This window comes from Azospirillaceae bacterium (assembly GCA_028283825.1).
Classification (GTDB): domain Bacteria; phylum Pseudomonadota; class Alphaproteobacteria; order Azospirillales; family Azospirillaceae; genus Nitrospirillum.
In genome coordinates this window covers 1,046,886-1,073,714 of the sequence record JAPWJW010000001.1, presented here as the reverse complement: position 1 = coordinate 1,073,714, position 26,829 = coordinate 1,046,886, and the positions used below count along the sequence as shown (strand labels likewise).

At 68.0% G+C, this 26,829-nt stretch carries 20 protein-coding genes; 10 read left to right on the top strand and 10 right to left on the bottom strand.

The features are described from left to right. Positions 1–16: 16 nt before the first annotated feature. Genes PW843_04330 through PW843_04315 form a run of 4 tightly spaced genes read right to left on the bottom strand, consistent with a single transcriptional unit; the run spans position 17 to position 3,912 of the window. Positions 17–646, bottom strand: a complete 630-nt coding sequence (locus PW843_04330; protein MDE1145833.1) for a glutathione S-transferase N-terminal domain-containing protein — start codon at positions 644–646, stop codon at positions 17–19. 60 nt (positions 647–706) lie between these two features. Then, entirely contained in the window at positions 707–1,684 is a 978-nt protein-coding gene (locus PW843_04325; GenBank protein MDE1145832.1) for a sugar phosphate isomerase/epimerase, read from the bottom strand. Positions 1,685–1,721: 37 nt separating this feature from the next. After that, positions 1,722–2,783 (bottom strand): sugar phosphate isomerase/epimerase, encoded by a 1,062-nt coding sequence (locus PW843_04320; GenBank protein ID MDE1145831.1) that lies wholly within the window; start codon positions 2,781–2,783, stop codon positions 1,722–1,724. A gap of 16 nt (positions 2,784–2,799) precedes the next feature. Continuing rightward, the gene (locus PW843_04315; protein ID MDE1145830.1) at positions 2,800–3,912 is read right to left on the bottom strand and encodes a Gfo/Idh/MocA family oxidoreductase; all 1,113 of its coding nucleotides are present in this window, start codon (positions 3,910–3,912) and stop codon (positions 2,800–2,802) included. A gap of 108 nt (positions 3,913–4,020) precedes the next feature. Here PW843_04315 and PW843_04310 point away from each other — a divergent pair, with 108 nt between their 5' ends. The 4 genes from PW843_04310 to PW843_04295 all read left to right on the top strand — a co-directional run bounded on the left by PW843_04310 (position 4,021) and on the right by PW843_04295 (position 9,328). Continuing rightward, complete coding sequence (locus tag PW843_04310) at positions 4,021–5,034, top strand: LacI family DNA-binding transcriptional regulator (protein ID MDE1145829.1); 1,014 nt, start codon at positions 4,021–4,023, stop codon at positions 5,032–5,034. Positions 5,035–5,102: 68 nt separating this feature from the next. Continuing rightward, positions 5,103–6,026 (top strand): LysR family transcriptional regulator, encoded by a 924-nt coding sequence (locus PW843_04305; GenBank protein ID MDE1145828.1) that lies wholly within the window; start codon positions 5,103–5,105, stop codon positions 6,024–6,026. Between the two features lie 266 nt (positions 6,027–6,292). Next, complete coding sequence (locus tag PW843_04300; GenBank protein ID MDE1145827.1) at positions 6,293–7,345, top strand: NAD(P)-dependent alcohol dehydrogenase; 1,053 nt, start codon at positions 6,293–6,295, stop codon at positions 7,343–7,345. A gap of 108 nt (positions 7,346–7,453) precedes the next feature. Continuing rightward, positions 7,454–9,328 (top strand): peptidase M61, encoded by a 1,875-nt coding sequence (locus PW843_04295; GenBank protein MDE1145826.1) that lies wholly within the window; start codon positions 7,454–7,456, stop codon positions 9,326–9,328. Between the two features lie 83 nt (positions 9,329–9,411). Here the strand turns inward: PW843_04295 and PW843_04290 are convergent, their stop codons facing one another. Further along, positions 9,412–9,699, bottom strand: a complete 288-nt coding sequence (locus PW843_04290) for a hypothetical protein (GenBank protein ID MDE1145825.1) — start codon at positions 9,697–9,699, stop codon at positions 9,412–9,414. A gap of 134 nt (positions 9,700–9,833) precedes the next feature. Beyond that, a complete protein-coding gene (locus PW843_04285; protein MDE1145824.1) occupies positions 9,834–10,688 on the bottom strand; it encodes a LysR family transcriptional regulator in 855 nt (284 codons plus the stop codon). Positions 10,689–10,827: 139 nt separating this feature from the next. Here PW843_04285 and PW843_04280 point away from each other — a divergent pair, with 139 nt between their 5' ends. Continuing rightward, positions 10,828–12,021 (top strand): cupin domain-containing protein, encoded by a 1,194-nt coding sequence (locus tag PW843_04280; GenBank protein ID MDE1145823.1) that lies wholly within the window; start codon positions 10,828–10,830, stop codon positions 12,019–12,021. Positions 12,022–12,131: 110 nt separating this feature from the next. Next, positions 12,132–13,082 carry a zinc-binding alcohol dehydrogenase family protein gene (locus PW843_04275; GenBank protein ID MDE1145822.1) on the top strand — a complete coding sequence of 317 codons (951 nt, stop codon included), beginning with the start codon at positions 12,132–12,134 and terminating at the stop codon, positions 13,080–13,082. Here PW843_04275 and PW843_04270 read toward each other — a convergent pair. Beyond that, positions 13,079–15,493: a TonB-dependent receptor gene (locus PW843_04270; GenBank protein ID MDE1145821.1), complete on the bottom strand. Its 2,415-nt coding sequence runs from the start codon at positions 15,491–15,493 to the stop codon at positions 13,079–13,081. The two genes, PW843_04275 and PW843_04270, sit on opposite strands and share 4 nt — an antisense overlap. A 343-nt stretch (positions 15,494–15,836) precedes the next feature. On the opposite strand from PW843_04270, the gene PW843_04265 reads away from it, so the two are divergent. Together PW843_04265 and PW843_04260 are read left to right on the top strand one after the other, a co-directional pair. Beyond that, positions 15,837–17,426 carry an FAD-dependent oxidoreductase gene (locus PW843_04265; protein MDE1145820.1) on the top strand — a complete coding sequence of 530 codons (1,590 nt, stop codon included), beginning with the start codon at positions 15,837–15,839 and terminating at the stop codon, positions 17,424–17,426. 25 nt (positions 17,427–17,451) lie between these two features. Beyond that, positions 17,452–17,946, top strand: coding sequence for a RidA family protein (locus tag PW843_04260; GenBank protein MDE1145819.1), 495 nt, complete (start codon positions 17,452–17,454; stop codon positions 17,944–17,946). A gap of 22 nt (positions 17,947–17,968) precedes the next feature. Here the strand turns inward: PW843_04260 and PW843_04255 are convergent, their stop codons facing one another. The 3 genes from PW843_04255 to PW843_04245 form a co-directional block, all read right to left on the bottom strand. Then, positions 17,969–20,434: a TonB-dependent siderophore receptor gene (locus PW843_04255; GenBank protein MDE1145818.1), complete on the bottom strand. Its 2,466-nt coding sequence runs from the start codon at positions 20,432–20,434 to the stop codon at positions 17,969–17,971. A 194-nt stretch (positions 20,435–20,628) separates the two neighbouring features. Next, positions 20,629–21,603 (bottom strand): FecR domain-containing protein, encoded by a 975-nt coding sequence (locus PW843_04250; protein ID MDE1145817.1) that lies wholly within the window; start codon positions 21,601–21,603, stop codon positions 20,629–20,631. Positions 21,604–21,738: 135 nt separating this feature from the next. Then, positions 21,739–22,269 (bottom strand): sigma-70 family RNA polymerase sigma factor, encoded by a 531-nt coding sequence (locus PW843_04245; protein MDE1145816.1) that lies wholly within the window; start codon positions 22,267–22,269, stop codon positions 21,739–21,741. Positions 22,270–22,434: 165 nt separating this feature from the next. On the opposite strand from PW843_04245, the gene PW843_04240 reads away from it, so the two are divergent. Continuing rightward, positions 22,435–24,993 (top strand): excinuclease ABC subunit UvrA, encoded by a 2,559-nt coding sequence (locus PW843_04240; protein ID MDE1145815.1) that lies wholly within the window; start codon positions 22,435–22,437, stop codon positions 24,991–24,993. A 283-nt stretch (positions 24,994–25,276) separates the two neighbouring features. After that, positions 25,277–26,260: a hypothetical protein gene (locus tag PW843_04235; protein ID MDE1145814.1), complete on the top strand. Its 984-nt coding sequence runs from the start codon at positions 25,277–25,279 to the stop codon at positions 26,258–26,260. Positions 26,261–26,829 lie beyond the last annotated feature (569 nt).

Sequence of the window (26,829 nt, the reverse complement as noted above, 5' to 3'; positions counted from 1 at the left end):
GTCGCTTTCGGAGGTGTCAGGGCACGCCGTTGTCCACGTGATCGGCAAAACCTGGCCTTGAACCCAGCCGCCGCCAGTAATCCTCCACCGCCGGCAGGGCCGGCCGGGCGATGGGGCTGAGCCGCCAGCGGTTGACCGACAGACCCAGCACGATATCGGCCAGGGTAAAGGCGGCCCCCGCCACATGGGCACCGGTCTGCGCCAGACGCCGGTCCAGCAGGACCATGGCGGCGTTCCAGGCCGCAACGCTGGCCGCGACGTCCGCCGCATGGCCGAAGCCCGGCGCCCGGCGCACCAGGGCCATGAAGGCATAGCGCCAGGCGCCGTTGAGGTCGGTGGCCTGCCAGTCCATCCATTGTTCCACCACCGCGCGGGCGCCGGGAGCCACCGGCAGCAGATCGTCCCGCCCCTGCCGCGTGGCCAGGTAACGGCAGATGGCGTTGGACTGGGTCAGCGGCGCCGCCAGCCTGTCGTCCAGCAGCACCGGATATTGTCCGGCGGGGTTCAGGGCCAGCAAGGCGTCCCGCCGTGCCGGATCCGCCGGCCCCTCATCCAGGCGGCACGGCAAATCCAGTTCGCGGCAGGTCCACAGCACCTTGCGCACATTGATGGAGGTGGCGCGGCCGATCAGGGTCAGGATGGTCATGGGGTGACAGCTTAAGGCCCCCACCCCATCAAGGCACGTCCGGCCTTGTCACCGGGACAATCAAACCGTCAGCCGGTCCAGGTACTGGAAGCTGTCGCGCACGGCATCCAGGCGTGGGCGGGTGAACGGCGGCTCCTGCTCCACATAGAAATGGCGGACGCCGGCGGCCACGGCGGCGGGCAGCAGGGCGTGCCAGTCCAGCGTGCCGGCGCCCACCTCCACCGGGTCCATCTTCAGCGCGGCGTTGGGCACGGTGCTGGCCTTGATATCCTTCAGGTGCATCAGGCGGAAGCGGCCGGGGTGGGCCTTCAGCAGGGCCAGGGGATCCAGGCCCGCCGCCCCGACCCAGCCGATGTCCATCTCCATCTTCACCAGGTCGGGGTCGGTCTCCGACAGCAGGATGTCGTAACCGGTGGTACCGCCCACCGGCGCGAACTCGAAATTATGGTTGTGGTAGGCCATCTGCACACCGCCCCGCTTCAGGACGGCGCCCTTCTCATTCAGGAAGGCGGCCGTCGCCTTCCAGTCATCCACGGTGAACTGGCCGGCCACGCGGGCCAGGGCGTCGCCGAAATCCTCCCCCGGCCGGGGCTTCATGTCCAGCCGCTCCGGGATCTGGAACATGGGCATGACGATGAACTTCAGGCCCAGGGTGTGGGCGTCGGCGATCAGCGCGTCCAGGTCGCCCGCCAGGCTGGGGGCCGGCCCGGGGCCGTAGGGGTGGACGGGCACATGGGCGCTTTCGCACACCAGCCCCGCCGCCTTGAAGGCAGTGGCCAGTTCTGCCGCCGTGCGGTCATAGAACACCGGCAGTTCCACCGAGCGATAGCCGATGTCCGCCACCGCCTTCAGGGTTCCGGGCAGGTCTTTGCGCGCCGCGTCACCCAGGGTGTAGAGCTGCAAGCCGATGGGCAGGCCCTTGGCCTTGAAGAAAGGCGTCGCGGCCGCCCGCGCGCCCAGGGCGCTGAGGCCACCGGCGGCAAGGGCGCCCGCCAGGAAGGCGCGGCGCCGGGGCGCATAGGATGGAAGGTGAAGCATGCCCGTTTCCTCTGTTTTTCTTCGCTATTCTGGTTCTTTACACCGGGCGCGTGCCCAGCAGCGTGTCGATCAGCGCATGGTCAACGCCAGCGCCCGCGAAATCATCGAAGGCGCGGTCGGTGACGCGGATGATGTGGTCGCGGATGAAAGGGGCGCCCTCGGCCGCCCCTTGCTCCGGATGCTTCAGCGCGCATTCCCATTCCAGCACCGCCCAGCCGGGATAGTCGTACTGGGCCAGCCTGGCGAAGATGGCCTTGAAGTCCACCTGCCCGTCGCCCAGTGAGCGGAAACGCCCCGGCCGCTCCACCCACGGCAGATAGCCGCCATAGACCCCGGCGCGGCCGTCGGGCCGGAACTCCGCATCCTTCACATGGAAGGCGCGGATGCGGGCGTGATAGCGGTCGATGAAGGCCAGGTAGTCCAGCTGCTGCAACACGAAGTGGCTGGGATCATAGAGGATATTGGCACGGGCGTGCTGGCCCACTTCATCCAGGAAACGCTCGAAGGTGGCGCCGTCGAACAGATCCTCCCCCGGGTGCAGTTCGAAGCAGAGGTCCACCCCGGCCGCGTCGAAGGCGTCCAGGATGGGGCGCCAGCGCCGGCCCAGTTCGGCGAACGCCTCCTCCACCAAACCCGCCGGCCGCTGCGGCCAGGGGTACATGTATGGCCAGGCCAAGGCGCCGGAGAAGGTGGCATGGGCGCTGAGGCCCAAATTGCGGCTGGCCTTGGCGGCCAGCGTCAATTGCTCCATCGCCCAGGCCTGGCGCGCCGCCGGTTTGCCCCGCACCGCCGGCGGGGCGAAGCCGTCGAACAGGGCATCATAGGCCGGATGCACCGCCACCAGCTGGCCTTGCAGATGGGTGGACAGTTCCGTCACCACTAGGCCGTGGGCCGCCAATTTACCGGTGATTTCCTGACAATAAACGGCACTTTCCGCCGCCTTTTCCAGATCGATGAGGCCGCCGGGCCCGGTGGGCAGCTGCACGCCCGCATATCCCAGCCCCGCCGCCCAGCCGGCGATGCCGTCCAGCGTGTCGAAGGGCGGGGCCTCGCCCGCGAACTGCGCCAGGAAGATGCCCGGCCCCTTGATCGTGCGCATCGCCGTCATGCCCCCTTCACAGATCGACCCAGCCGGCGCCGTTGGCCGCCACCGCCCGCGCCACGAAGGCCATGCCGCGCACGCCGTCCTGGATGGTGGGCACCGGCGCCCCGGTCGCCCCGCCGGCGATGGCGTCGGCGAAGTCGCGGTAGATGTTGGCGAAGGCGGCGATGAAGCCCTCCGGATGGCCGGTGGGCAGGCGCGCCGGCCCCCGCCCCGCCGGGGTGAGGTAGGGACTGGCGGCGTGCAGCACCTGGGTCGGCCGGTCCAGCCAGTTCAGCGTCAGCACGTCCGGCGCCCCATGGCACCAGTCCAGCCCGCCCCGGCTGCCATAGACGCGCAGGCGCAGGCCGTTGCGGTCGCCCGCCGCCACCTGGGAGGCAACCAGCACCCCCGGCACGCCATCGCCGAAGCGCAGCAGGATGTTGCAGTCGTCATCCAGTGACCGGCCGGCCACCACATGATTGAGGTCGGCGTTCAGCCGGGTGACGGCCAGGCCGCTGACGAACTCCGCGATGTTGAAGGCGTGCACCCCGATGTCGCCGATACAGCCACCCAGGCCCGACTGCGCCGGGTCCGCCCGCCAGGCGGCCTGGGCACTGTCCACCGCGTCCGACAGCCAGCCTTGGGAGTATTCCACCACCACCTTGCGCACGGCGCCCAGGTCGCCCCGCGCCACCAGGGCCCGCGCCTCACGCACCATGGGGTAGCCGGTGTAGGTGTAGGTCAGGCCATAGAGCCGGCCGCTGTCCGCCACCACCCGCGCCAGTTCCACCGCCTCTTCCAGGGTGGCGGTGGCGGGCTTGTCGCTCAGCACGTGGAAACCGGCCTCCAGCGCCGCCTTGGCCACGGGGAAGTGCAGATGGTTGGGGGTGACGATGGCCACCAGCCGGGCGCCGTCCGGCCGCGCCGCCTCCGCCGCCAGCATCCGGCGATAGTCGCCATGGGCCCGGGCCGGGTCGATGCCATAGCCCAGCGCTGCCGCCCTGGACTTGTCCGCGTCGCGGCTGAAGGCCCCTGCCACCAGCCGGATGCGGCCGTCCAGCTCGGCCGCCATGCGGTGCACCGGCCCGATGAAGGCGCCCGGGCCACCGCCCACCATGGCCATACGCAGCGGTCCGTCGGACATCTTCGGCGCCTTTCCCGTTCATGAAATCGTTTACATTGAATAACAGCGCCGCCCCACGGTCGCAACCCTTGCCAGCGGAACCCTTTCGACAGCACCCTCGCCCCCATCATGCCGACCATCCAAGACGTCGCCCGCAAGGCCCGGGTTTCCACCGCCACCGTTTCCCGCGTGCTGAGCAATCCCGAAATCGTCAGCGAGGCGACGCGCGAACGGGTGCTGGTGGCCGTGGATGCCCTGGGCTATGAGCCCAACCACGCCGCCAAAAGCCTGCGCACCCTGCGCAGCGCCAAGATCGTGGTGACCGTGCCCGACATCTCCAACCCCTTCTTCTCCAGCGTCATCCGCGGCGCGGAAGAGGCGGCGCAGGCCGCCGGTTATTCCGTGCTGCTGGGTGACACCCGCAACGCGCCGGAGCGGGAGGAGCAATACGCCGCCATGCTGCGCCGGAAGGAGGCCGACGGCCTGGTCTTCCTGGGCCACCGCCTGCCCGACGCCCTGGCCGACCTGGTGGCCCGCCAGGGGGCGGCGGCACCGGTGGTCAACGGCTGTGAGTTCAGCGCCGACCTGGGCGTGTCCGGCGCCCATATCGACAACGCCGCCGCCGCGGCCGAGGCCATGGGCCATCTGTACGGCCTGGGCCATCGCCGCATCGGCGTCATCACCGGCGCGCTGGACAGCCCCATCAGCCGCGACCGCCTGGCCGGCGTCCATGCCGCCGCGAAAGCGCACGGCGCGGAAGCGGACCTGCGCATCGCCACCGGCGACTTCTCCGTCGAGTCCGGCGAGCGTGAGACGCTGAGCCTGCTGGGGAACGGGGCGGCCGACAGCCCCACCGCCCTGTTCTGCTTCAGTGACGAGATGGCCATGGGCGCCCTGGCCGCCCTGCGCCGGCTGGGCCGCCGCTGTCCGGACGCGGTGTCGCTGGTGGGGTTCGACGACATCCGCTACGCCCGCTACCTGGACCCGGCGCTGACCACCGTCAGCCAGCCGATGGAACAGATCGGCCGCGCCGCCGTGGGCCTGCTGCTGGACATCCTGGCCGGGCGGCAGGCGGCGGCACGCTCCATCACCCTGCCCCACCGCCTGGTGGTGCGGGGCAGCACGGGGCCAGTCCCCGAATAAAAAATCGCTCACCGCAGCGCGCCCCACCAGAATAGAAAGGATGGGGCTTCACCGTTGCGGATTGGACGATGTCGTCGTTACCGGATTTCGAAGGGCTGGCCATGATGGCCAAGGTGGCGGAGGAACGGTCCTTCGCCGGGGCGGCCCGCGCCCTGAACGTCTCGGTCGCCACCGTGTCGCGGGCCGTCAGCCGGTTGGAGGAGCGGCTGGGCGGCCGCCTGTTCAACCGCACCTCGCGCAGCCTGGCCCTGACCGACCTGGGCCGTACGGTGGCGGAGCGCGCCGCCCGCGTCTATGCCGAGGCGGAGGAGGCGGAGAATTCCGCCCGCGAACTGTCCACCACCCCGCGCGGCACCATCCGCCTGGCCGTGCCCATGTCCTTCGGCCTGCGCTGGGTGGCGCCGCTGATGCCGGCCTTCTTCCGGCAATATCCCCAGGTGACGGTGGATCTGCACCTGAGCGACGCCCAGGTGGACCTGGTGGGCGACGGTTTCGACGCCGCCCTGCGCATCGCGGTGATGGAGGACGCCTCGTCCCTGGTGGCGCGCCGCCTGTGCCCCATGGGCCGGGGCATCGTGGCCGCCCCCAGCTACATCGCGCGCTATGGCCTGCCGCAACATCCGGACGAACTGCGCGCCCATCATTGCCTGGGCTACGCCTACCGCGCCCGCCAGGACGTGTGGCGTTTCACCGGCCCCGATGGGCAGGAGGCGACGGTGGCCCCCACCGGCCCCCTGCGGGTGACCAACGTCGATGCCCTGCTGCCCACCGTGCTGGAGGGCATCGGCATCGCGGAACTGCCGGAGTTCATCGCCGCCCCCTACCTGGCCGACCGCCGCCTGGTGACCATCCTGCCGCAGTGGAAGCTCCCGTCCGGCGGCGTCTATTTCGTCACCCCCAGCCTGCGCAACCGCCCCGCCAAGGTGGAGGCGCTGGCCACGTTCCTGGCCGACCGGCTGTCGCGCCAGCGCTGGACCGACGCGGCGGCATGAAGCATGGCTTCATGCCGCTGTAGGATGCGACGCGTCCGCCGGAGGTTTCCGGGAAGCGTTAGCGGACTGGAAACCGAGGATCAGCCAAGCCGGCGGATGTCGACGCCCGGCGCTTGAGGGAACAGCCGGAGAACACGGCATATTGTATCTTCTACTTCATAAGCTCTTGCGGACTTTGGGCATAGTCAGCGTCCCCGAACGATGCCTTCCTACGGGCCGCCGCAGCCCGTGAGGGGCCAGGACGCGGCAGATCCAAGGAGTTGACTATGCTGACCATGGGATATGCGGCCCAATCCGCCGACGCGCCGCTGGCACCCTTCACCTTCGCCCGGCGCACCCCGCGCCCCAACGACGTGGTGATGGAGGTTCTCTACAGCGGCATCTGCCATTCCGACCTGCACCAGGCCCGCGATGACTGGGGCTGGAGCCAATACCCCATCGTGCCCGGGCACGAGATCGTCGGCCGGGTGATCGAGGTCGGCAGCGCCGTCACCCGCCACAAGGTGGGCGACGCGGTCGCCGTCGGCTGCCTGGTCGACAGCTGCCAGGAATGCGACCAGTGCCGCAAGGGCGAGGAACAGCTGTGCCGCCAGGGCAATACCCAGACCTATAACGGCCAGGACCGCCTGACGGGCGAGCCCACCTACGGCGGCTATTCCAAGCACCTGGTGGTGCGTGAGGAATTCGCCCTGCGCGTGCCGGACGGGCTGGACCTGTCCCGCGCCGCCCCCCTGCTGTGCGCCGGCATCACGACATACTCGCCGCTGAAGACCTGGAAGGTCGGCCCCGGCAGCCGCGTCGGCGTGCTGGGCCTGGGCGGCCTGGGCCACATGGCGGTCAAGCTGGCGGCGGGCATGGGCGCCGACGTGACGGTGCTGAGCCGCACGAAGGACAAGGAGGCGGACGCCCTGGCCCTGGGCGCCAACCGCCTGCTGGCCTCCACCGACGCCGCCGCCATGGCCCAGGCCCAGTCCAGCCTGGACCTGATCATCGACACGGTGCCGGTGAAGCACGATGTCGGCCCCTACATGTCGCTGCTGGACGTGGACGGCACCCTGGTCATCGTCGGCCAGATCGGCCCGCTGGAGGCGCCCAGCACCGTCCCCTTCGTCATGGCCCGCCGCCGGCTGGCGGGGTCGCCCATCGGCGGCATCCCGGAAACCCAGGAGATGCTGGATTTCTGCGCCGAGAAGAACATCCTGCCGGACTGCGAGATCATCCGCATGGATGAGGTGAACACTGCGTTCGAACGGATGGAGCGCGCCGACGTGCGGTATCGTTTCGTGATCGATATGGCTTCGCTGAGCGTACCCGCCTAACGCGGGTTCCGGGACCGGGGGCGGCTGTGACGGCCGCGATTGACACGGGCGCCCCCGGCCTGGCACAGCGACCCCACTGTTTGAAGCGGTGGGGCATCGTTCATCATCATGGGTCTGAAGCGGCGCGTTCTTCTTCTGTCGGCCGCCCTGGGCGCGCTGTGCCACGGGGCCTGGGCCGATACGTCCGACGCCCTGACGCTGTCGGTGGACGCGACCGATACCGCGCACCGCATCTTCACGGTGCATGAAACCATCCCGGTGGCGGGTCCGGGCCCACTGACGCTGCTGTATCCCCGCTGGGAAACCGCCAGCCACGCCCCCACCGTGGCCGTGGCCGACCTGGCGGGCCTGGTCATCACCGTGGATGGCAAGCGGCTTCCCTGGCAGCGCGATCCGGTGGACGTCCACGCCTTCCATGTCGATGTGCCGGCGGGCGCCCTGGCCGTGACCGCCGACTTCCAGTATCTGTCGCCCACGCGCACCGGTGCCCTGGCCATGACGCGCGACCTGCTGACGGTGCAGTGGCAATCCATGCTGCTGTACCCGGCGGGCCATCCTGTCCGTGACCTGACGGTGGCGGCCAGCCTGCGCCTGCCGCCGGGCTTCCAGGCCGTCGGCGCCCTGGACCGGCAGGGCACGGATGGCGACACCATCACCTACGCCCCCACCTTGCTGGAAACCCTGGTGGACGGCCCGGTCTATGCCGGCCGCCATGTCGCCCAGGCCGACCTCGGCGGCGACGGCGCCCCTGTCCGCCTGGACCTGCTGGCCGATAGGCCCGACAGCCTGGCCGTCACGCCGGACCAGCTGGCGGGCTTGCGCGCCTTGGTGACACAGACGCGCCGCCTGTTCCGCGGCGCGCCCTACGACCATTACGACGCCATCGTCACCCTGACCGACCTGATGCAATCCGGCGGCGGGGTGGAGCATCTGCGCTCGGGCGAGAACATGCTGTCGCCGGGCTATTTCACGGACGCCGCCCACCAGCTGACCTACCTGGACCTGATCGCCCACGAATACGTCCATGCCTGGAACGGCCGCTACCGCCAGCCGGCGGACATGGCGGCGGCCGACTTCAACACCCCCACGCGCGACGGCCTGCTGTGGGTCTATGAGGGGCTGACCCAGTACTGGGGCCATGTGCTGGCGGCGCGCGCCGGCCTGCGCGGCGGCCAGGACACGCTGGATATGCTGGCGCTGGACGCCGCCGCCATGCAGGCGCGGCCCGGCCGGTCTTGGAAGTCGCTGGGCGACAGCACCAACGACCCCCTGTTCGACATCGGCCACGCCGTGTCGTGGCGCGACTGGCAACGGCGGGAGGATTATTATCCCGAGGGCGTGCTACTGTGGCTGGATGTCGACATGCTGCTGCGGGAGAAAAGCGGCGGAACCAAGAGCCTGGATGATTTCGCCCGCAGCTTCTTCGCCAGCCCGCCGGCACCCGTGGGCGGCCAGCTCATCCGGCCCTATACCTTCGACGACGTTTGCAGCGCCCTGAACGCCCTGGTCCCCTACGACTGGGCCGCCTATTTCACCCACCGGCTGGAAACGCACGACGATGCCGGCCTGCTGGACGGCCTGGCGCGCGCCGGCTACCGCTTGGTCTTCACCGACACGCCCACCGAGGCCTTCCGCCAGGCGGAGGTGGACGGCGGCGCCCTGGATTTGGGCTACGCCATCGGCCTGTCGGTCGGCAAGGGCGGCGTGGTCCGCACCGTCGCCTGGCAAGGCCCGGCCTTCCGCGCCGGCGTCGGCATCGGCAACCGCATCCAGACGGTGAACGGGGCACCCTACACCGCCGAGGCGCTGACCCAGGCGGTGCGCAACGCCGCCATCACCCCCGTCACCCTAGGTCTGGAGGTCGATGGCCAGGCGGTCACCGCCCGCATCGACTATGCCGGCGGCTTGCGGTATCCGCGCCTGGAACGGGCCAAGGGCAGACCGGACCGGATGGCGGCGCTACTGGCGCCATTGAAGGATTAGAGCGGAACGCGATCAGGTGGAATCACCTGATCGCGTTCCGCTCTAAAGACCCTGCCCGATCCCCGGCTTGGCCATTGCCGTTTTCAGTCTTCCCGGATTTCCTGGATACGGCGCATGATATCAGCGTCGCCTTGCGGCCCGACAGCGGCGACGCCAACACCGGCAAACGAACGCAGCCGGGCGAAGGCCGCCTTACGGTCGTCATCATCTGCTTGCGGGGGGGCCGCCACGTTCAGGCGCTGCCGCACAGCCTCCAAAACAACGTCGGAGACGCTGACGTCTTTGCGTGCCGCTTCCGCATCCAGGGCGACCTTAAGATCGTCCGGCATGCTGACCACAACGGTGGTTTCGTGAGCTTTGGCGTTTTGCATGATAACCCGCGCGCAATAAACTCAAGTACACGATACCCAGCCAGTGACATCAGGTCAATTTTCCGACCTTCAATCAGCTTAGAACCCTACGGACCGGCAGAGCATACGGTGAAAGGCGGAAACCGCGCACAAGCTCACGCCGCCTCCGCCGCCGCCTTGACGGCGATAGCCTGCGACATCTCCGTCAGGAACTTGCGGTCGCCGGCCTTCTTTTCCAGCAGCACGAATTCCACCTGGCCCAGGTCGGGCAGGCGGGGGTCGGCATCACAGGCCTGAAGCCCCTCGGGGATCAGGCGGCTGGAATGGGCCATCATGCCCAGGCCGATGCGGGTTGCCATGGCCAGGCCGTTCAGGTCGCCGCTGGTGCAGGCGATGCGCCAGGGGGTGGCCGCCCGTTCCAGCGCCGTCAGCGCCATGAAGCGGGTGATGCTGGGTGGCGGGTACAGCACCAGTTGCGCCTCTCCGTCGCGGAACACCGGCTGGGCCGTGGCCGCCGTCCACACCACGCGGTCGCGGAACACCAGGCGGCCACGGTCACCCTCCGGCCAGCGCTTGCACAGCGCCATGTCCAGCCGGCCCTCATCGAACATCTCCGTCAATGTGCGGCTGAGCGCGATGGTGAAGTCGATATCGACGTCGGGATGGGTCACGGCGAAAGGCCGCACCAGGTCACACAGCCAGCCGGTGGTCAGATCCTCACACACGCCGAAACGAAACAGGCGGCGGCGGGTGGATTGCGCGAAATGACGGCGGGCGCGGGCGGTGGTGTCCAGGATGGACCGGGCGAATTCCAGCATGGCCCGGCCATGGTCCGTCAGGGCATTGGAATGGGTGTCCCGGTCGAACAGCCGCTGGCCGGCGAACTGCTCCAACCGTTTGACATGATCGCTGACGCTGGATTGCGACAAGCCCAGCTGTCGCCCGGCCTCCGAAAAGCTCTTCACCTCGGTGATGGTGACAAAGGTTCGCAGGTGCAGCGGATCAAGCATGATTGCTATCGGTATCGCCGATCACTGTTATCTATTAACCGAGCATTCCGATTCCCTTTCGCCCCGTCAATAGTTGGGCACAAAGACAAATCACCGCAGGGCACGACATCTGGCGGTGACGGACACAGGGAGGGTTCGAATGTTCAAAAGCACCCGGCGGGGCTTTCTGGAGGCCGCGGCCATCGGCGCCAGCGGCATGGTCAGCTTCAGCAGCGTGGCGGAGGCCACCGACAAGTTCATGGCGCGCGGCGGTGACGGCGGCTACGCCCGTCAGGCCGTGCCGTTGCCGGAGGGCGATACGGTCGCCTACCACGACCCCAAGGACGTGGAGGAGATGCCGGACTTCAAATTCTCGCTGGATGGCAACAAGCCCAAGGTGACATCCGGTGGCTGGGCCAAGGAGGCGACGGTCCACCAGTTCCCCATCAGCAAGGGCATCGCCGGCGTCCACATGTTCCTGGACCCCGGCGCCTCACGCGAACTGCACTGGCACGCCATCGCGGCGGAATGGGCCTTCGTCATCGAGGGCCGCTGCCAGACGGTGGTGATCGAGCCGTCGGGCGCCAGTGAGATCAACAATTTCGGCCCCGGCGACCTGTGGTACTTCGCCAAGGGCCACGGCCATTCCATCCAGACCATCGGCGACAAGCCCTGTCATTTCATCCTGTCGTTCGACAACGGCGCCTTTTCCGAACACGGCACCTTTTCCATCACCGACTGGGTGGACGTGACGCCGAAGGAGATGCTGGCCCTGGAGTTCGGCTTCCCCAAGGATTTGTTCGACGCCTTCCCCAAGGGCGAGGTCTACATCCAGAAGGGCGCCATCCTGCAACCGGCCGACGCGCTGGAGGCGCCATGGCCCAAGGAATCCACCCACAAGTTCCGCCTCATGAACGATCCCCGCGCCGTGCGCGACTTCGACGGCGGCACCTTCCGCCTGGCCACGGTGGATGAGTTCCCGGCATCCCACACCATGTCGGGCGGCATCATGACCCTGAAGCCCGGCGCGATGCGCAAGCTGCACTGGAACGTCAACGCCAACGAATGGCACTACTACCTGCGCGGCAAGGGCCAGGTGGCGCTGTTCGGCTCCGGCGGGCGCGGCAAGGTGGCGGAGTTCGGCCCCGGCGACGTCGCCTACATCCCTCAGGGTTTCGGCCACGCCATCCGCAACGTCGGCACCGAGGATCTGGAAATCGTCCAGACCTGGGATGCCGGCAAGTTCGAGGAGATCGACCTGGACAAATGGGTGCAGTCCAGCCCACGCTACCTGCTGTCCAACAACTTCACCGGCGTGGCCGACAAGACGCTGACGCGCATGAAGCAGGCCTGACGGCCGTCCAGCGCCCCCAAGCGGATATGTGCATGATGCACATATCCGCTTGACTCGCTTCGGTCACCGCTCAATTATGTGCGAAATACACATATTGAGAGGATGAGACGATGAAAGCCGCCCTGGTGACCGAAGCCGGCAAGAGCCCCATCTACGGCGATGCCCCCGAGCCTGTGGCCCAGGCCGGTGAGATGCGGGTGACCGTCACCGCCGCCGCCCTCAGCCAACTGGTGCGTGGCCGGGCGTCGGGCCGGCATTACAGCGCCAAGGCCACCTTGCCCTTCATCGTCGGCGTCGACGGCGTGGGCACATTGGAGGACGGCCGCCGCGTCTATTTCGCCCTGCCCGATGCCCCCAACGGCGCCATGGCGGAACGGACGGTGGTGCCGGCCACGCACTGCCTGCCTCTGCCCGACGGTCTGGACGACGTGACCGCCGCCGCCATCGCCATTCCCGGCATGTCGTCCTGGGCAGCATTGGTGGAGCGGGCCCATTTGCGGCCGGGTGAAACGGTGCTGGTGAACGGGGCCACCGGCGCCTCCGGCCGCCTGGCGGTGCAGATCGCCAAGCATCTGGGGGCCGGCAAAGTCATTGCCACCGGCCGCAATGCCGCCGTGCTGGAAAGCCTGAAGGCCCTGGGCGCCGACATCGTCATCCCCCTGACCGGGGACGACGCCGCCGTGGAGCGGCGTTTCCAGGAACAGTTCGCCGCCGGCGTGGACGTGGTGATCGATTATCTGTGGGGCCGCAGTGCGGAACTGCTGCTGACCGCCGGCGCCAAGGCGGGACCGGAGGGCGTGCCCATCCGCTTCGTCCAGGTGGGGTCGATCAGCGGCGGCGACATCACCCTGCCCGCCGCCGCCCTGCGGTCCTCCGCCATCGTGCTGATGGGCAGCGGCCTGAACAGCGTGCCGATGGACCGCATCCTGGCGGCCATCGACGGGGTGCTGAAGGCCGCCGTTCCCGCCGGTCTCCAGGTCGCCACCAGGCCCGTGCCCCTGTCCGAGGTGACACAGGCCTGGGACGAACCCGGTGACGCCCGGGTGGTCTTCATTCCTTAAAAATCAGCGGATAGCTTCACGTAATAATAGCCGCCATTGAAGCCATAGGGGCTGTTCTGGGGATAGGTGTCGACGTTGATGCCGAACCAGCGGGTGGCCGGGTCGGTCTTGGCGGGATAGCGGTCGAACAGGTTCTGCGCCCCCAGATCGACCCTGAAACCGTCCGTGACGCGATAGCCGATGTTGAGGTCGGTCAGGAACGCCGGGCTGACGGCGCGCGGCACATAGGCGCCGGCGGTGCTGTAGTCATGCGCCACGTAATAGCTGTGGCCCCAGCGCGTTTCCCGCAGGGTCACGTCCCAGGGACCCAGGTTCCAGTTGGCGCCCAGCGATATCTTGCTGCGCGGATCGTAGGAGGTCAGCGAGGTGATGGCCGTGGCGTCCAGGATGGCGACACCGGCCAGGGCGGCGGGCGGGGCCTGCTGCTTCAGGATGCTGGTGATGTTGTAGTTGCCGGCCAGTGTCCACTTGATCGACCCGGCGGCGCCGAAGTCGGTGGTGTAGTCCAGGTTCAGGTCGGCGCCCCGGGTGCGGGTGTCGACGCCGTTCAGGTAGAAGGTCACGGCGGTATTGGCGGCGGAGATGCCGGCCGGCAGGGTGGCGCCGTTGGCCAGGATGGCGGACTGGGCCAACGCCCCCGTCAAGGCGCCGGAGTTGATGATGCGGTTCTGGATTTCGATCTGGTAGAAATCCAGGGTCGCGTGCAGGCCATGGATGGGCTCCAGCACGATACCGGCGCTGTATTCGGTGGAGGTCTCGGGCTTCAGCGGCTGCACCCCCAGCAGGGTGGCGCCCGGCGAGTTCACCGGCAGTTGCAGGGAGGCGGAGGTCGGGCTGACGTTCAGGGCGGAGAAATACTCCTGCGCCAGGGTGGGCGCGCGGAAGCCGCTGCCGACGGCGCCGCGCACGGCCAGCCAGGGGGTGAAGTCGTAGCGGCTGATGATACGGCCGCTCTCGCTTTCGCCGAAATCGTCGTAGTGCTCGATACGGCCCGCCACCTCGAACTGCCAGTTCTGCACCAGCTGGGTCGACAGGTCGATGTAGGCGGCCGCACTGTTGCGGTCGGCGGTGTGCGCGTCGGTCGGCGTGAAGCCGGCGTAGGAGGATGAGCCGCCGGCGGCGTAGCTGCCGTATTCGCCGGCCACCACCTCGTACGCCTCATAGCGGTGTTCCAGGCCCCAGGCCACATTCACCGGCGTGGCGAACAGGCCGACATCGAACTGGCGCACCAGGTCCAGGTTGGTGGTCTCCTGGGTGGAGACCAGCTGGCCGGCGTTGAAGCTGGTCTGGTGGGCGTAGGTCGGGTTGTAGAAGGCGCTGGTGGGGTTGGCCAGGTTGGCGTTGCCGGAATTGATGACGCCGATCTTCAGCCAGTCATGGCCATAGGTGCTGCTGAGGTCCCAGCGCCAGCCGGCCAGGTTGTCGCCGCGGGCCCCCAGGGTGAACCCCACATCGTATTCGTTGGAGGTTTCCTCCGGGAAAAAGCCGCTGGGCCACAGGGTGGGGATGCTGCTGCCGGTGCGCCAGTTCTCATACGATTCCGCCGAGCGGTGGCTGGCGGTGCCGAAGCTGTAGAAGGTGACGCTGGGCGTCAGCGGCGCCTCCGCGTTATAGCCGACATTGACCACGTCGCTCAGCGGATCGCCGTAGATACGGCCCTGCACCGTGGTGCCGGCGGGGGCGCGGGGGTCGTCGCCCGTGCGGTTGGTGAAGTCGTGATGGCGATAGTCGGCGGTGACGTTCAGGAAACCGCCGTCGCCCAGGTCAAACCCGTGGGAGACGGAGCCCTGGGCCGTGCCGCCGTCACCCTTGCCGGTGATGCCGCCCAGGATGGAGGCGTGGGTGCCGCTGTCCGACTTTTTCAGGATGATGTTGATGACGCCGGCAATGGCGTCCGACCCGTACTGGGCGGCCGCACCATCGCGCAGCACCTCGATATGGTCGATGGCGTCCAGCGGGATGAAATCCAGGTCGGCGGGGTTGGACCCGCCGTTGGGGCCGCCGTCGGCATAGATGTTGGCGGAGTTGTGCCGCCGCTTGCCGTTCACCAGCACCAGGGTCTGGCCGGGGCTCAGGCCCCGCAGGCGGGCGGAGCGCACCAGGTTGCCCACGTCGCCGCCGAACTGGTCGGCGGTGAAGGACGGCAGGGTGCTGCGCAGGGCATCCAGCACATTGGTCTGGCCGGTGGCCTGCAAGGTCTCCGCCCCCAGCACCTCGATGCTGGTCGGGCTGTCCTGCGCCCGCTTGCCGATCTCACGCGTGCCGGTGACGATGATTTCGGACAGGTCGTCGGCCGCCGGCTCTGGCGCCGGTGCGGCGGCGTGGGCCGTGATGGGGGCGGCGAACGACCAGGAAAGGGCAAGCAGGCTGGCTCCCGCCAAATGGCGGGCAGAGAGTGTGCGTGACGGCATGAGACCCCCGGATTTTCTTGTTTGGTTGCCGCCCTTCAAGGCCGGCATCGGTAGTCCAGTGGTGTCAGCGCATGCCGCATCGCACAAATTCGATCGCCAAATATGTAAATTGATGCGCAATCAATCGTTGAGATTTGCGGCAGCCAAAAGATCGCCGTTATTGTTATAAGCATTCGTGGCGCACGTTAGCCCAGGCTCGGCTATTGTATATTTTAGAAAATTAATCATTTCATGCCACCGGATAACGTCTTTAAATAAATTCAATACCGCCTTGAAATCCCTGGCCCCACTGTCGCCCCCAAGGCCGCACGGCATCTGGTGCGGTCGCCAAAGGGATCATCGAATGGCCATCACCCGTCGAAACCTGCTGGCCCGCGTGGGCCGCTGGGGCGGCTATGCCGCCACATATTCCACCATGAACGCGCTGGGCCTGCTGACCGTGCCGGCCGCCTATGCCGGACCGCCGGCCCTGCCCGCCGCCACCGGCCATGGCCGCCGCGTGGCCGTGCTGGGGGCCGGCATCTCCGGCCTGGTCACCGCCTATGAACTGGAACGCGCCGGCTTCGACGTCGTGGTGCTGGAGGCGCGCGACCGGGTGGGCGGGCGCACCTGGTCGGTGCGCGACGGCACCCGCATCGAACAGGTGGGGGAGGCCGACCAGGTGGCGCGCCTGTCACCGGGCCTGTACTTCAACGCCGGCCCCGCCCGCATCCCCAGCCACCACCAGGGCCTGCTGGACTACGCCCGTACGCTGAAGGTGCCGCTGGAGGTGGAGGTGAACGCCAGCCGCAGCGCCTACGTGCAGACGGCCAAGGCCAATGGCGGCCGGCCCATCCGCCAGCGCCAGGCGGTGAACGACGTGCGCGGCGGCCTGTCGGAACTGCTGGCCAAGGCGACCAAACGCGGCGCCCTGGACCAGGACCTGACGGCCGAGGACAGGGACCGCCTGCTGTCCTTCCTGAAATCCTACGGCGACCTGACGCCGGACCATGGGTTCGCGGGCACGGACCGGTCCGGCTACGTCCAGCCGCCGGGTGCCGCCGACCAGGTGGGCAGCCGCGTGGCACCCCTGCCCCTGACGGATCTGCTGGGGGAGGAGACGGTGGCCCCCGCCATCCTGTTTGAGGAAAACATCCTGATGCAGGCCACCATGTTCCAGCCGGTGGGCGGCATGGACCGCATCCCGGCGGCGCTGGCCAAGGCCCTGAAGCAACCCGTCACCCTGAACGCAGTGGTGGAGCGTATCCGCAACACCGACGACGGCGTGCGCATCGCCTATCGCGACCGCTTGAGCGGCCAGCGGCGGGAGGTGGCGGCCGACTACGCCGTCGTCACCATCCCCCTACCCGTGCTAGCCGGCATCGATACCGATTTCGCCGCCCCGGTGAAGGCCGCCATCAAGGGCGCGGTCTACGACGCCGCCAACAAGGTCGCCTTCGAATCCCCGCGCTTCTGGGAGAAGGAACAGATCTACGGCGGCATCTCATACACCGGGGGTGAGACCTCCCTCATCTGGTATCCCAGCGGCGGCTTCCAGGGGGAAAAGGGCCTGCTGGTCGCGACATACAACGCCGGGCAGACGGCCACCGCCTTCCAGAAGCACAGCCTGGCGGAGCAAACGGAATTGGCGCGCGCCTCGGTGGAGCGGCTGCACCCCGGCCATGGCCGCGACCTGGCCCACGCCATCGTGGTGAACTGGCTGAAAGTACCGTTCAATCTGGGCCCCTGGCTGCATTGGGACCAGGACGGCAACGACCCCGCCGCCTATGCCCTGCTGAACCAGCCCGACCGCCGCACCTATTTCAGCGGCGCGCATCTGAGCCAGTTGCCCAGCTGGCAGGAGGGTGGTGTCCTGGCCGCCCACCGCACCGTGGCCGAATTGGCCCACCGCGTGGCGGCCGACGCGCCGGCCGCCCCCACCCGTCACGGCTGAACCAAAACCTTCGAGGAGACCTCATATGCGCCCCACCCTCCTGGCCGCCGCCCTGCTGCTGGCCGCCACGCCCGCCTGGGCCCAGATCGTCCATGTCCAGACCGCCGAAAGCCCCATCGCCACCGCGGTCAGCGTACCGGCCGGCGCCACCACCCTGTACCTCAGCGGCGCCTTGCCGGCCGTGATCGACGCCCAGGCGCCCAAGGGCAGCGTGCAGGCCTATGGCGATACCCAGGCGCAGACCCTGAGCGTGCTGGGCAAGCTGAAGGCCACGCTGGAAAGCCAGGGCTATGGCCTGGGCGACGTGGTGCAGGCCCATGTCTTCCTGGCCGGCGACCCCAACAAGGGCGGCGACATCGACTTCGCCGGCCTGCAGGCCGCCTGGACCCAGTATTTCGGCACGGCCGCCCAGCCCAACAAGCCGGCACGCAGCACGGTGAAGGTGGCGGCCCTGGTCCTGCCCGGCGCCCTGGTGGAGATCGAGTTCACCGCCGCCAAGGTACCGCCCGCCGGGCATTGACCACCGCCAATGCCGGAAGGCGTCAGTAGGCGGCGCGCAGGGTGAACAGCACCTTGCGCGGGTCGCCCAGGGTGTTTTCCGCCCCACCGGCCGTATCGATGTAGTACCGGTCGAACAGGTTGGTGACGCTGGCGCTCAGGGAGACCTTGGGCGTGAAGGCGTAGGACACGCGCAGGTCGGTGGTGGCGTAGCCCGGCTTGTGCAACAGCGTGGCCCCGCTGCAGCACGACCAGGTGGAGTTGCTTTCGGCATGCAAGGTGCCGCCGACAGACCAGGCGCTGAGATCCCCCGGCAGGGTGTAGTCGGTCGACAGCTTGAACAAATGGTGCGGCGTCAGGCCGACGGCGAAGTTGTTGTCGGAATTGTCGGCGGCGCGCTCCGCATCGTCATAGGTGTAGCCCACCAGCATGGTCCAGCCCGGCAGGATCTGGCCGTGTGCCTGCAATTCCACACCCTGGCTGCGCACCTTGCCGGACGGCAGCACGAAGGCCTGGTTGGTCGGGTCCTGCACCGCGTTGTTGGTCTCTTCCGTGTGGAACAGGGCGATGGAGGTGGTCAGGCGGCCGCCGAAATGCTCCCCCTTCACGCCGATCTCATACTGTTCGCCCTCGATGGGCCGCAGCAGGCCGCCCGACACGGTGTAGGCGCCGGTCTGCGGCTTGTAGATCGAGGTGTAGCTGCCGTAGAGCGTGTAGGTCTGGTCCAAATCGTAGATCAGCCCGGCGATGGGGGAGAACTTCGGCCCCAGGTGATCGTCGGTGTTGCTGGCGCCATAGGCGTTCAGATGGGCATCGTCCGGCACGACGTTGCGGGAATTCCACCAGGTCAGCCGGCCGCCGCCCACCAGGGTCAGCGCGTCGGTGATGCTGAGGCGGACGTTGCCGTAGGTTCCGACCTGCTCCGTCGTCGTGGCGTTCTGGTACTGGTCGCCGCCGTTGAAACCGGAGACCGGGGCGTACAGCGAATTGTCGTAGACGTTGATGTTGTAGACACTGCCGTAGGCGTCGTACCCGGTGGCGGTGTTGTACAGGAAGCCATCACCCTGGGTGTAATCGTGCAGGTAGTTGGCGCCCACCGTGATCTTGTGCACCCGGCCGAACAGGGTGAACGGGCCGGAGGCGTAGACATCGACGGCGTGCTGGTTGTCTGTCTGGTTGTACTTGTAGTCATACATCTCGCCGGTGCTGGTGGCCGCGTCGTAGATCAGGTCGGCGATGCCGTCGAGATAGCGCGTGTTCAGGCGGTGATGCTCGTACGACGCCTTGATGTCCCACCCGCTGTCGAACTGTTGCGACAATTCCAGGAATTCGCCCAGGCGGTCATTGTGGAAGTGGTTCCAGTCGGCCCCCAGATAGGCCGAGCGGGAAATAGAGGCGAAGGTGTCATCCTGGGTGTACGGGATGCCGTACATCAGCCGGCCGTTGGTGTCGGAATAGCTGATGCCGGCGCGGGCGGTCAGGGTGGGCGTCAGGTCGGCCTCCAAGGTGCCGTAGGCCTGGCGGTCACGCTGCCAGGTCGTGTCCTGCATGAGGTCCTGGTACTGCTCCGACCCCACGGCGCGAAAACGCAGGGTGCCGGCCTCGTTCAGCGGGGAGCCGACGTCCAACTGGCCGCGCAGGGTGTCGTAGGTGCCGCCGGACAAGACGGCGGAGGCCTGCAAGGTGTCCGGCGCCTGTTTGCGCACCAGGTTGATGACGCCACCGTCGCCGCCGAAGCCGTTGAACAGGCCGGCCGGCCCGCGCAGGATCTCCACCCTGTCGTACATGGCCAGGTTGTCGGCCGCCACACCGGCGCCGCCGGCCGGAATGGCGGTGGGCACGCCGTCGATCTGGAAGGCGGTGATGGGGAAGCCGCGGGCGACATAGGTGGTGTCGTTGGGGTTGACGGTGGTGACCAGCATGCCCGGCGTCGACCGGATCACGTCGTCCACCGTCACCATGTTCTGCGCCTGGATCTCATCCTGGGTGATGACGGTGACCGACTGCGGGATTTCCCGCTGGTTGACCGCGTCCTTGGACCCGATGGTGGTCTGCGGGTTCAGCCGCCGGGCGACCGGGTCGCCGCTGGGGCCGCGCAAATTGCCACCCCGGGGGGCGGTGCCGCTGTCACCCTGCACCCGCACAGCGCCCAGCTGAAGCACCCCGCCCGATGCCTGCGGCGCCCGCATCAGCACGAAGGTGCCGCCCGCCTGGCGCCAGGTGACACCGGTGCCGGCCAGCAAGCGGTTGAGCGCGTCGGCCGGCTGATAGTCGCCGCTGAGCGCCGGCACCTGCACGTCGGCGACCACATCCGCCTCGGCCGTAACCTGCATGCCGGCCTGGCGGCCGAAGGCGTTGACCGCCGTCGCCAGCGCCTGAGCGGGAATGTCGAAATGCCGGGCGCCCGGGGCGGTCTGGGCCTGTTGCCCCGTCTGAGCCAGCGCCGGCGTCGCCACCGACAGGGGGGCCAGCGCCGTCGTCGCCAGCAGCAGCAGCGCCGTACGGGACATGGATTTACGCCGGGCCGTACCGGCGGACACGGAACCTGAAACCATCTTAATCGACCCCATCTTTTTTCGCGAATTGCGAGCAAGTCGCGTTTTCAAGATGAGAGACGTGGAGGTCGAAAAAACTTTTCACGACGCTGGCGAAAGATTCTTGGGATTCCCGCCAACTACCTGAGAAAGTTCGGAAAATTTCTTTTTCAGGAAACGGACAGGACGTAGAGCAGCGGCGTCACCCGGCGCACCCGGCCGCCGCCGGCCTCCACCAGCGCCTGCATGGCCGCCTCAGGCTTGCGCAGGTCCAGCAGGCCCGTCACCCGGCGGCGGGCCAGCGCGTCATCGGTGATCATGATCCAGCCGGGCTGGTAGGCGCGCAGCCGCTCCACCACCTCGGCCACCGTCATGTTGTTGGTGGCAAGCCATCCATCCCGCCACAAGGCCACGTCGTCCACCGGCACCCGGCCCGCCTCGGCTCGCCCAGTGGATCCATCCACGGCCAGGCTGTCGCCGGCCATCAGGCGGGCATCAACGGCGCCGCCCTGGCCTTGGGCCCGCACCTGCACCACCCCCTGGGCCACCGCCACGCGGGTATCCGCCCCGGTCATGCGCACCTCGAACGCGGTGCCGATGTCCTGGATATCGACCCCGCCGGCCCTGACGGTGAAGGGTCGCGCGGCATCGTGCACCACCTCGAACCAGGCTTCGCCGGCCAGCAGCGCCACCGTGCGGCTGTCGGCACCGACATGCGCATCGATGGCACTGTGCGGGCCCAGATGAATCTTGGTGCCATCGTCCAGCGCCACCACCCGCGTCTCCGCCGTGCCGGTGGCGTAATCAGCCCGAAGCGCCACCAGGCCGGAGGGGGAGGCGGCGATGGCCAGCACCAGGCAAGCCGCCACGGCCGCTGCCGCGATGCCGCCCCAATAACGATTGACCACAGGCCACCGGGAACGCCCGGTATGCGCGCGCGCCACATCGGCATGGGCGGGCGGCACGTCGCCGACGATGGTCCAGGCATGCCGCGCACGGTCCCAGGCGCCGGCATGCGACGGATCACGGGCAAGCCAGGCGTCGAAGCGGGCGCGCACGGCCGGATCGGCGGGGGCCGACTGCACCTCGAGCAGCCAGTCCATCGCCTCCTCCAACGCCCGGTCGGGTTTGTCGCCTGCGGTCATCGCCATCGCTTCGTTTGGGCCCGGTCACAGCGCCCGTAAGGGTTTGAGGGGGCGCGATCATGCGGAACAGCACCCCCGTCTCCCCGCATGGTCATAAACGAACGGCGGGGGGAAATTTTCCACGGGATACACCCATCACGCGTCGGTCGCCATCGCCATGGCGATCTTCAGCAAACCGTCGCGCACCATGCGGTGGACGGTGGGCGGGGAAACACCGATGCGCGCGCTGATCTCATGCAGGGTATAGCCGCCGAAGCGGTTCATCTCCACCGCCAGCCGCGCCTGCATCGGCAGGGCCGCCAGCACCGCCTCCACCCGTTCCAGGTTCTGCTGGTGGATCAGTTCCCGCTCCGGCGGGCGGGCCTCGGCCGGCAGCATCCACCACTCGGCCTCCTCATTCAGCCGAGCCTCGTTGCGCCGGCGGCGCACGACATCGAAGGCCAGGTTGCGGACGATGCGGTACAGGTAGGACAGCGGCTGGGCGACACCCTTGCCGCCCCCGTTTTCATTGGCGGCGGCACCCCGGGGCACAAAGCGCAGGAAGGCCTCCTGCACCACATCCTCCGCCCGCGACCGTTCCCCCAGGATGGGCGTGGCGTAATCAATCAACGCCGCCCGGTGGGCTAGGTAGAGGTCAAGCCTGCCTTGGTCGCCTGTCAACGCCACAGCACCAATCCGCCCCGATGAATGCATTCCGACGGGGCCGACATGCCACATTTGCGATCCGTTATCAATTACCCGCGGTGCCGCGCATTCAGCCCCCCGACCATTGTTGCATCCCGGACAGCCATGACCTGTGGCACCTTGGGGCCCATGGCCGAGGAGACAGCGATGGATAAGCACCTTGATTCCAAAGACGTGGCGGCAAGCGGCACCACCGGCTTCGTCCGCGTCCGGGGTGCCCGGGAGCACAATTTGAAGAACGTCGACGTGGACATCCCACGCGACGCGCTGGTGGTGTTCACCGGCGTTTCCGGCTCCGGCAAATCCTCGCTGGCGTTCAGCACGCTGTATGCGGAGGCGCAGCGCCGCTATCTGGAATCCGTCTCGCCCTACGCCCGCCGGCTGTTCCACCAGATGAGCGTGCCGGACGTGGACATGATCGAGGGCCTGCCACCGGCGGTGGCCCTGCAACAGCAGCGCGGGTCGCCCACGGCGCGGTCCTCCGTCGGCAGTGTCACCACCCTGTCCAACCTGCTGCGCATGCTGTATTCCCGCGCCGGCGATTATCCGCCGGACCAGCCGCACCTGGAGGCGGAGGCCTTCTCCACCAACACGCCGGAGGGGGCCTGCCCCACCTGCCACGGCTTGGGCCGGGTGCATGCGGTGACCGAGGCGTCCATGGTGCCCGACCCGTCGCTGACCATCCGCGAGCGGGCGGTGGCGGCCTGGCCCACCGCCTGGGGCGGGCAGAACCTGCGCGACATCCTGATCACGCTCGGCATCGACGTCGACACCCCCTGGCGCGACCTGCCGAAAAAGACCCGTGACTGGATCCTGTTCACCGACGAACAGCCGGAGGTGCCGGTCTACCCCGGCTTCACCGCCGCCCAGGTAAAGGAGGCCGTTCGGCGGGGGCTGGAGCCCAACTACATGGGCACCTTCTCCAGCGCGCGGCGGCACGTGACCCACAGCTTCGCCACCACGCAAAGCGCCATGATGAAGAAGCGCGCCGCCGGCTTCATGGTCAGCAGCCCCTGCCCCACCTGTCACGGCAAACGGTTGCGGCCGGAATCGCTGTCGGTGACGTTCGAGGGGCTGGACATCGCCGACATGGGTCGCCTGCCCCTGAAGCGCATATCCGCCCTTTTCGCACCTTATGCGGAGGAGGGATCGGACAGGCTAGACCGGTTGCGCCGGGCGCGGCCGGAAACGGCCATCGTCATCACGCGCATCGCCGCCGATTTGCGCCGGCGCCTGGCCGTGCTGCTGGATCTGGGCCTGGGCTACCTGACGCTGGAGCGCAGCACTCCCACCCTGTCGCCCGGGGAATTGCAGCGCCTGCGCCTGGCCACGCAGGTGGTCTCCAACCTGTTCGGCGTGGTCTATGTGATGGATGAGCCGTCGGCGGGTTTGCACCCGGCCGACACCCAGGCGCTGCTGCGGGCGCTGGACGGGCTGAAGGCGGTGGGCAATTCCCTGTTCGTGGTGGAACACGATTTGGACGTGGTGCGCCATGCCGACTGGATCGTCGATGTCGGCCCCGCCGCCGGCGAGGGCGGCGGCCAGATCCTCTACAGCGGGCCGCCGCAGGGGCTGCGCCAGGTGGCAGCGTCGCAGACCGCCCGCCATCTGTTCGCGGATGGGCAGGCCCATCAGGGATCCCGCCGGGCGCCCAAGGGCTGGCTACGGCTGGCGGGCGTCACCCGCAACAACCTGGCCGACCTCGATTGCGCCTTTCCCCTGGGCGTCATGACCACCGTCACCGGCATCTCCGGTTCCGGCAAGTCCAGCCTGGTCAGCCAGGCGCTGGTGGAACTGGTGGGCCAGGCCCTGGGCGCGCCCGTGGCGGTGGAGGATGAGCCGGCCGATGCAGAGGCGATGCTGGAACAGGAGCCGGCGGCCGCGACCGAAGGCCGGCTTGACGGGGGCCTCGGCGGCATCAGGCGCCTGATCCAGGTGGACCAGAAGCCCATCGGCCGCACGCCACGCTCCAACCTCGCCACCTACACCGGCCTGCTGGACCATGTGCGCGCACTGTTCGCCGCCACCCCGGAAGCCAGGCGGCGCCGGTACGACGCCGGCCGCTTTTCCTTCAACGTGGCCAAGGGCCGCTGTCCCCGGTGCGAGGGCGAGGGGGCGGTGACGGTGGAACTGCTGTTCCTGCCCAGCGTCTATGCCCCCTGCCCCCTCTGCCACGGCACCCGCTACAATGACGAGACGCTGGAGATCACCTATCAGGGCAAGAATATCGCCGACGTGCTGGGCCTGACGGTGGCGGGGGCTTTCGACTTCTTCCAGGACGTGCCCACCGTGCGCCGGTCGCTGGAGGTTCTGCGCCAGGTCGGCCTGGACTATCTGCGCCTGGGCCAGCCGGCGACGGAGTTTTCCGGCGGGGAGGCGCAACGCATCAAGCTGGCGACCGAGCTGCAGCGGGCGCAGAAGGGCGGTGCCCTCTACGTGCTGGATGAGCCCACCACCGGCCTGCATCCCACGGATGTGGACCGGCTGGTGGTCCAGCTGGACGCCCTGGTGGCGGCCGGCAACACCGTCATCGTGGTGGACCACGACATGGGCGTGGCGGCCGCCAGCGACTGGGTGATCGACATCGGCCCCGGTGCCGGCGACGAGGGCGGCCGGGTGGTGGCCGCCGGCACGCCGGCGGCGGTGGCGGCATCCCCCGACAGCCGGACGGCCCCCCACCTGCGCCCTTATACGCGCGGCCTTTGATCTTGACCGATCAAAGGCCCCCTCAAGCGCCGGGCGCCAGCATCCGCTGGCTTGGCTTCCTCGTTCCGCCCTGCGGTGCTCACTCCGGGGCCGGCAGTCGCCGGCCTCCAGGGATATTGATTCCGCGCCCGGGCCTATCAGGTCTGGCGCTGGCTTGACCCAGGTCAAGCGACGGGCCGCCTAGGGATGGGAAGTCTTACCCCACCCCTGGGACGGCACGGGATCGATCCGAATGCCCGAAACCGTCCCCGGCTCACGAAAAATCAGGGATGGAGATGGTCCTATGGCGCAGATCGTTTTCGGCATGGCGATACCCCACAGCGGCATGTTGGGCAAACCGGGTGAAACCTGGCCCGAGGATGGCCTGCGCGACCGCAGGAAGGACGCGCTGAGTTATCGCAACCGGACCTGGACCTTCGCGGAGCTGGCGGAACATCGCAAGGATGAGGGGTTCGAGGCCCTGCTGACGCCGCAGGAACTGAACGCCCGCTCCGCCCGCTGCACGGCGGCCCTGGCCGAAATGGCCCGCGCCTATGAGGCGGCGCGGGTGGACGTGGCGGTCATCATCGGCAAGGACCAGAAGGAGATCTTCACCGAGATCTCACCGTCCATCGCGATCTATTCGGGGCAGGAGATTTACAACGGCCCGCCCCAGCGCCCGGTCTACGGACCCGACCAGGCCGTCACCCATGCCGCCCTGCCCGACCTCGCCAATCATCTGCTGCGCGACATCGGCCAGGCCGGTTTCGACCTGACTGAGTTGATCGCCTGGCCGGCCAACCGGTGGATGGAGAACAAGCCCATCGTGCCGCACGCCTTCGGCTTCATCTATCGCCATGTCATGGCGGACAACCCGCCGCCCCACGTGCCGGTGCTGATGAACACCTTCTACGCCCCGACCCAGCCGTCGATGGCGCGGGCCGTCGCCTTCGGCCGCGCGCTGACCCAGGCGATTGAAAGCTGGGACAGCAAGTTGCGGGTGGCGGTCATCGCGTCCGGCGGGCTGTCGCACTTCGTCTGTGATGAGGCGTTCGACCGCGACATCATCGGCCATCTCGGCCGGGGTGACCTGGCGGCGCTGGAGGCGGTGGACGACCGTTCCTACCAATCCGGCAATTCGGAGATCAAGCTGTACGCGCCGGTGGTGGTGGCCATGAAATCGATCGGGGCACCCATGACCCTGGTCGATTACGTGCCCTGCTATCGTACGGAGGCCGGCACGGGCGAGGGCATGGGCTTCATGTACTGGGCGCCCAAAGCGGCGTGATCACCTCGGTAAGCGCGCCCAGCACCAGGTGGGCGGTGCGCGAAAGCTGACGTTGGGGCGCCACAGGCGATCCCCAACGTCAGCGGCGTGAAGGCCAGGGTGCCGTCAGTCGCGGGTCGTGCCGGCGACCGGATCCCCCTCGTGCTGTTTCCGCAGCCGATCACCCCGCCTGGCCCTCAATCTCTGACGCTGGCGACGTAGAACCTCAACCCACACCCGAGCCTGCGCCCATGGGCGTCTGGGCGCCATCCTGACGGCATCGCGATCAGGATGGCCAACGGCCCCGGCTGCCGTTCGGCAGGCCGGACGGTCCGATCTTTCAGCAATGTACGCAATCGGTGGCATTTATAAAAATGCGCCATCTTATATGATGCCAGAAATATAAACTAAGAATCTGAAAATACATGCCGGAGAATTTTAAAATAATGCTTCGAGTACTTGATGTATTTTTCGAGCACGCAGACGGGTGGTTGTCATGTTTTATGATTTCATAAATCGAACCTGAGACAGGCCAATAAAAATTAGCTTTTCATCAAAAACAAAAGAACGCCAATCACGCATCGGCGCAA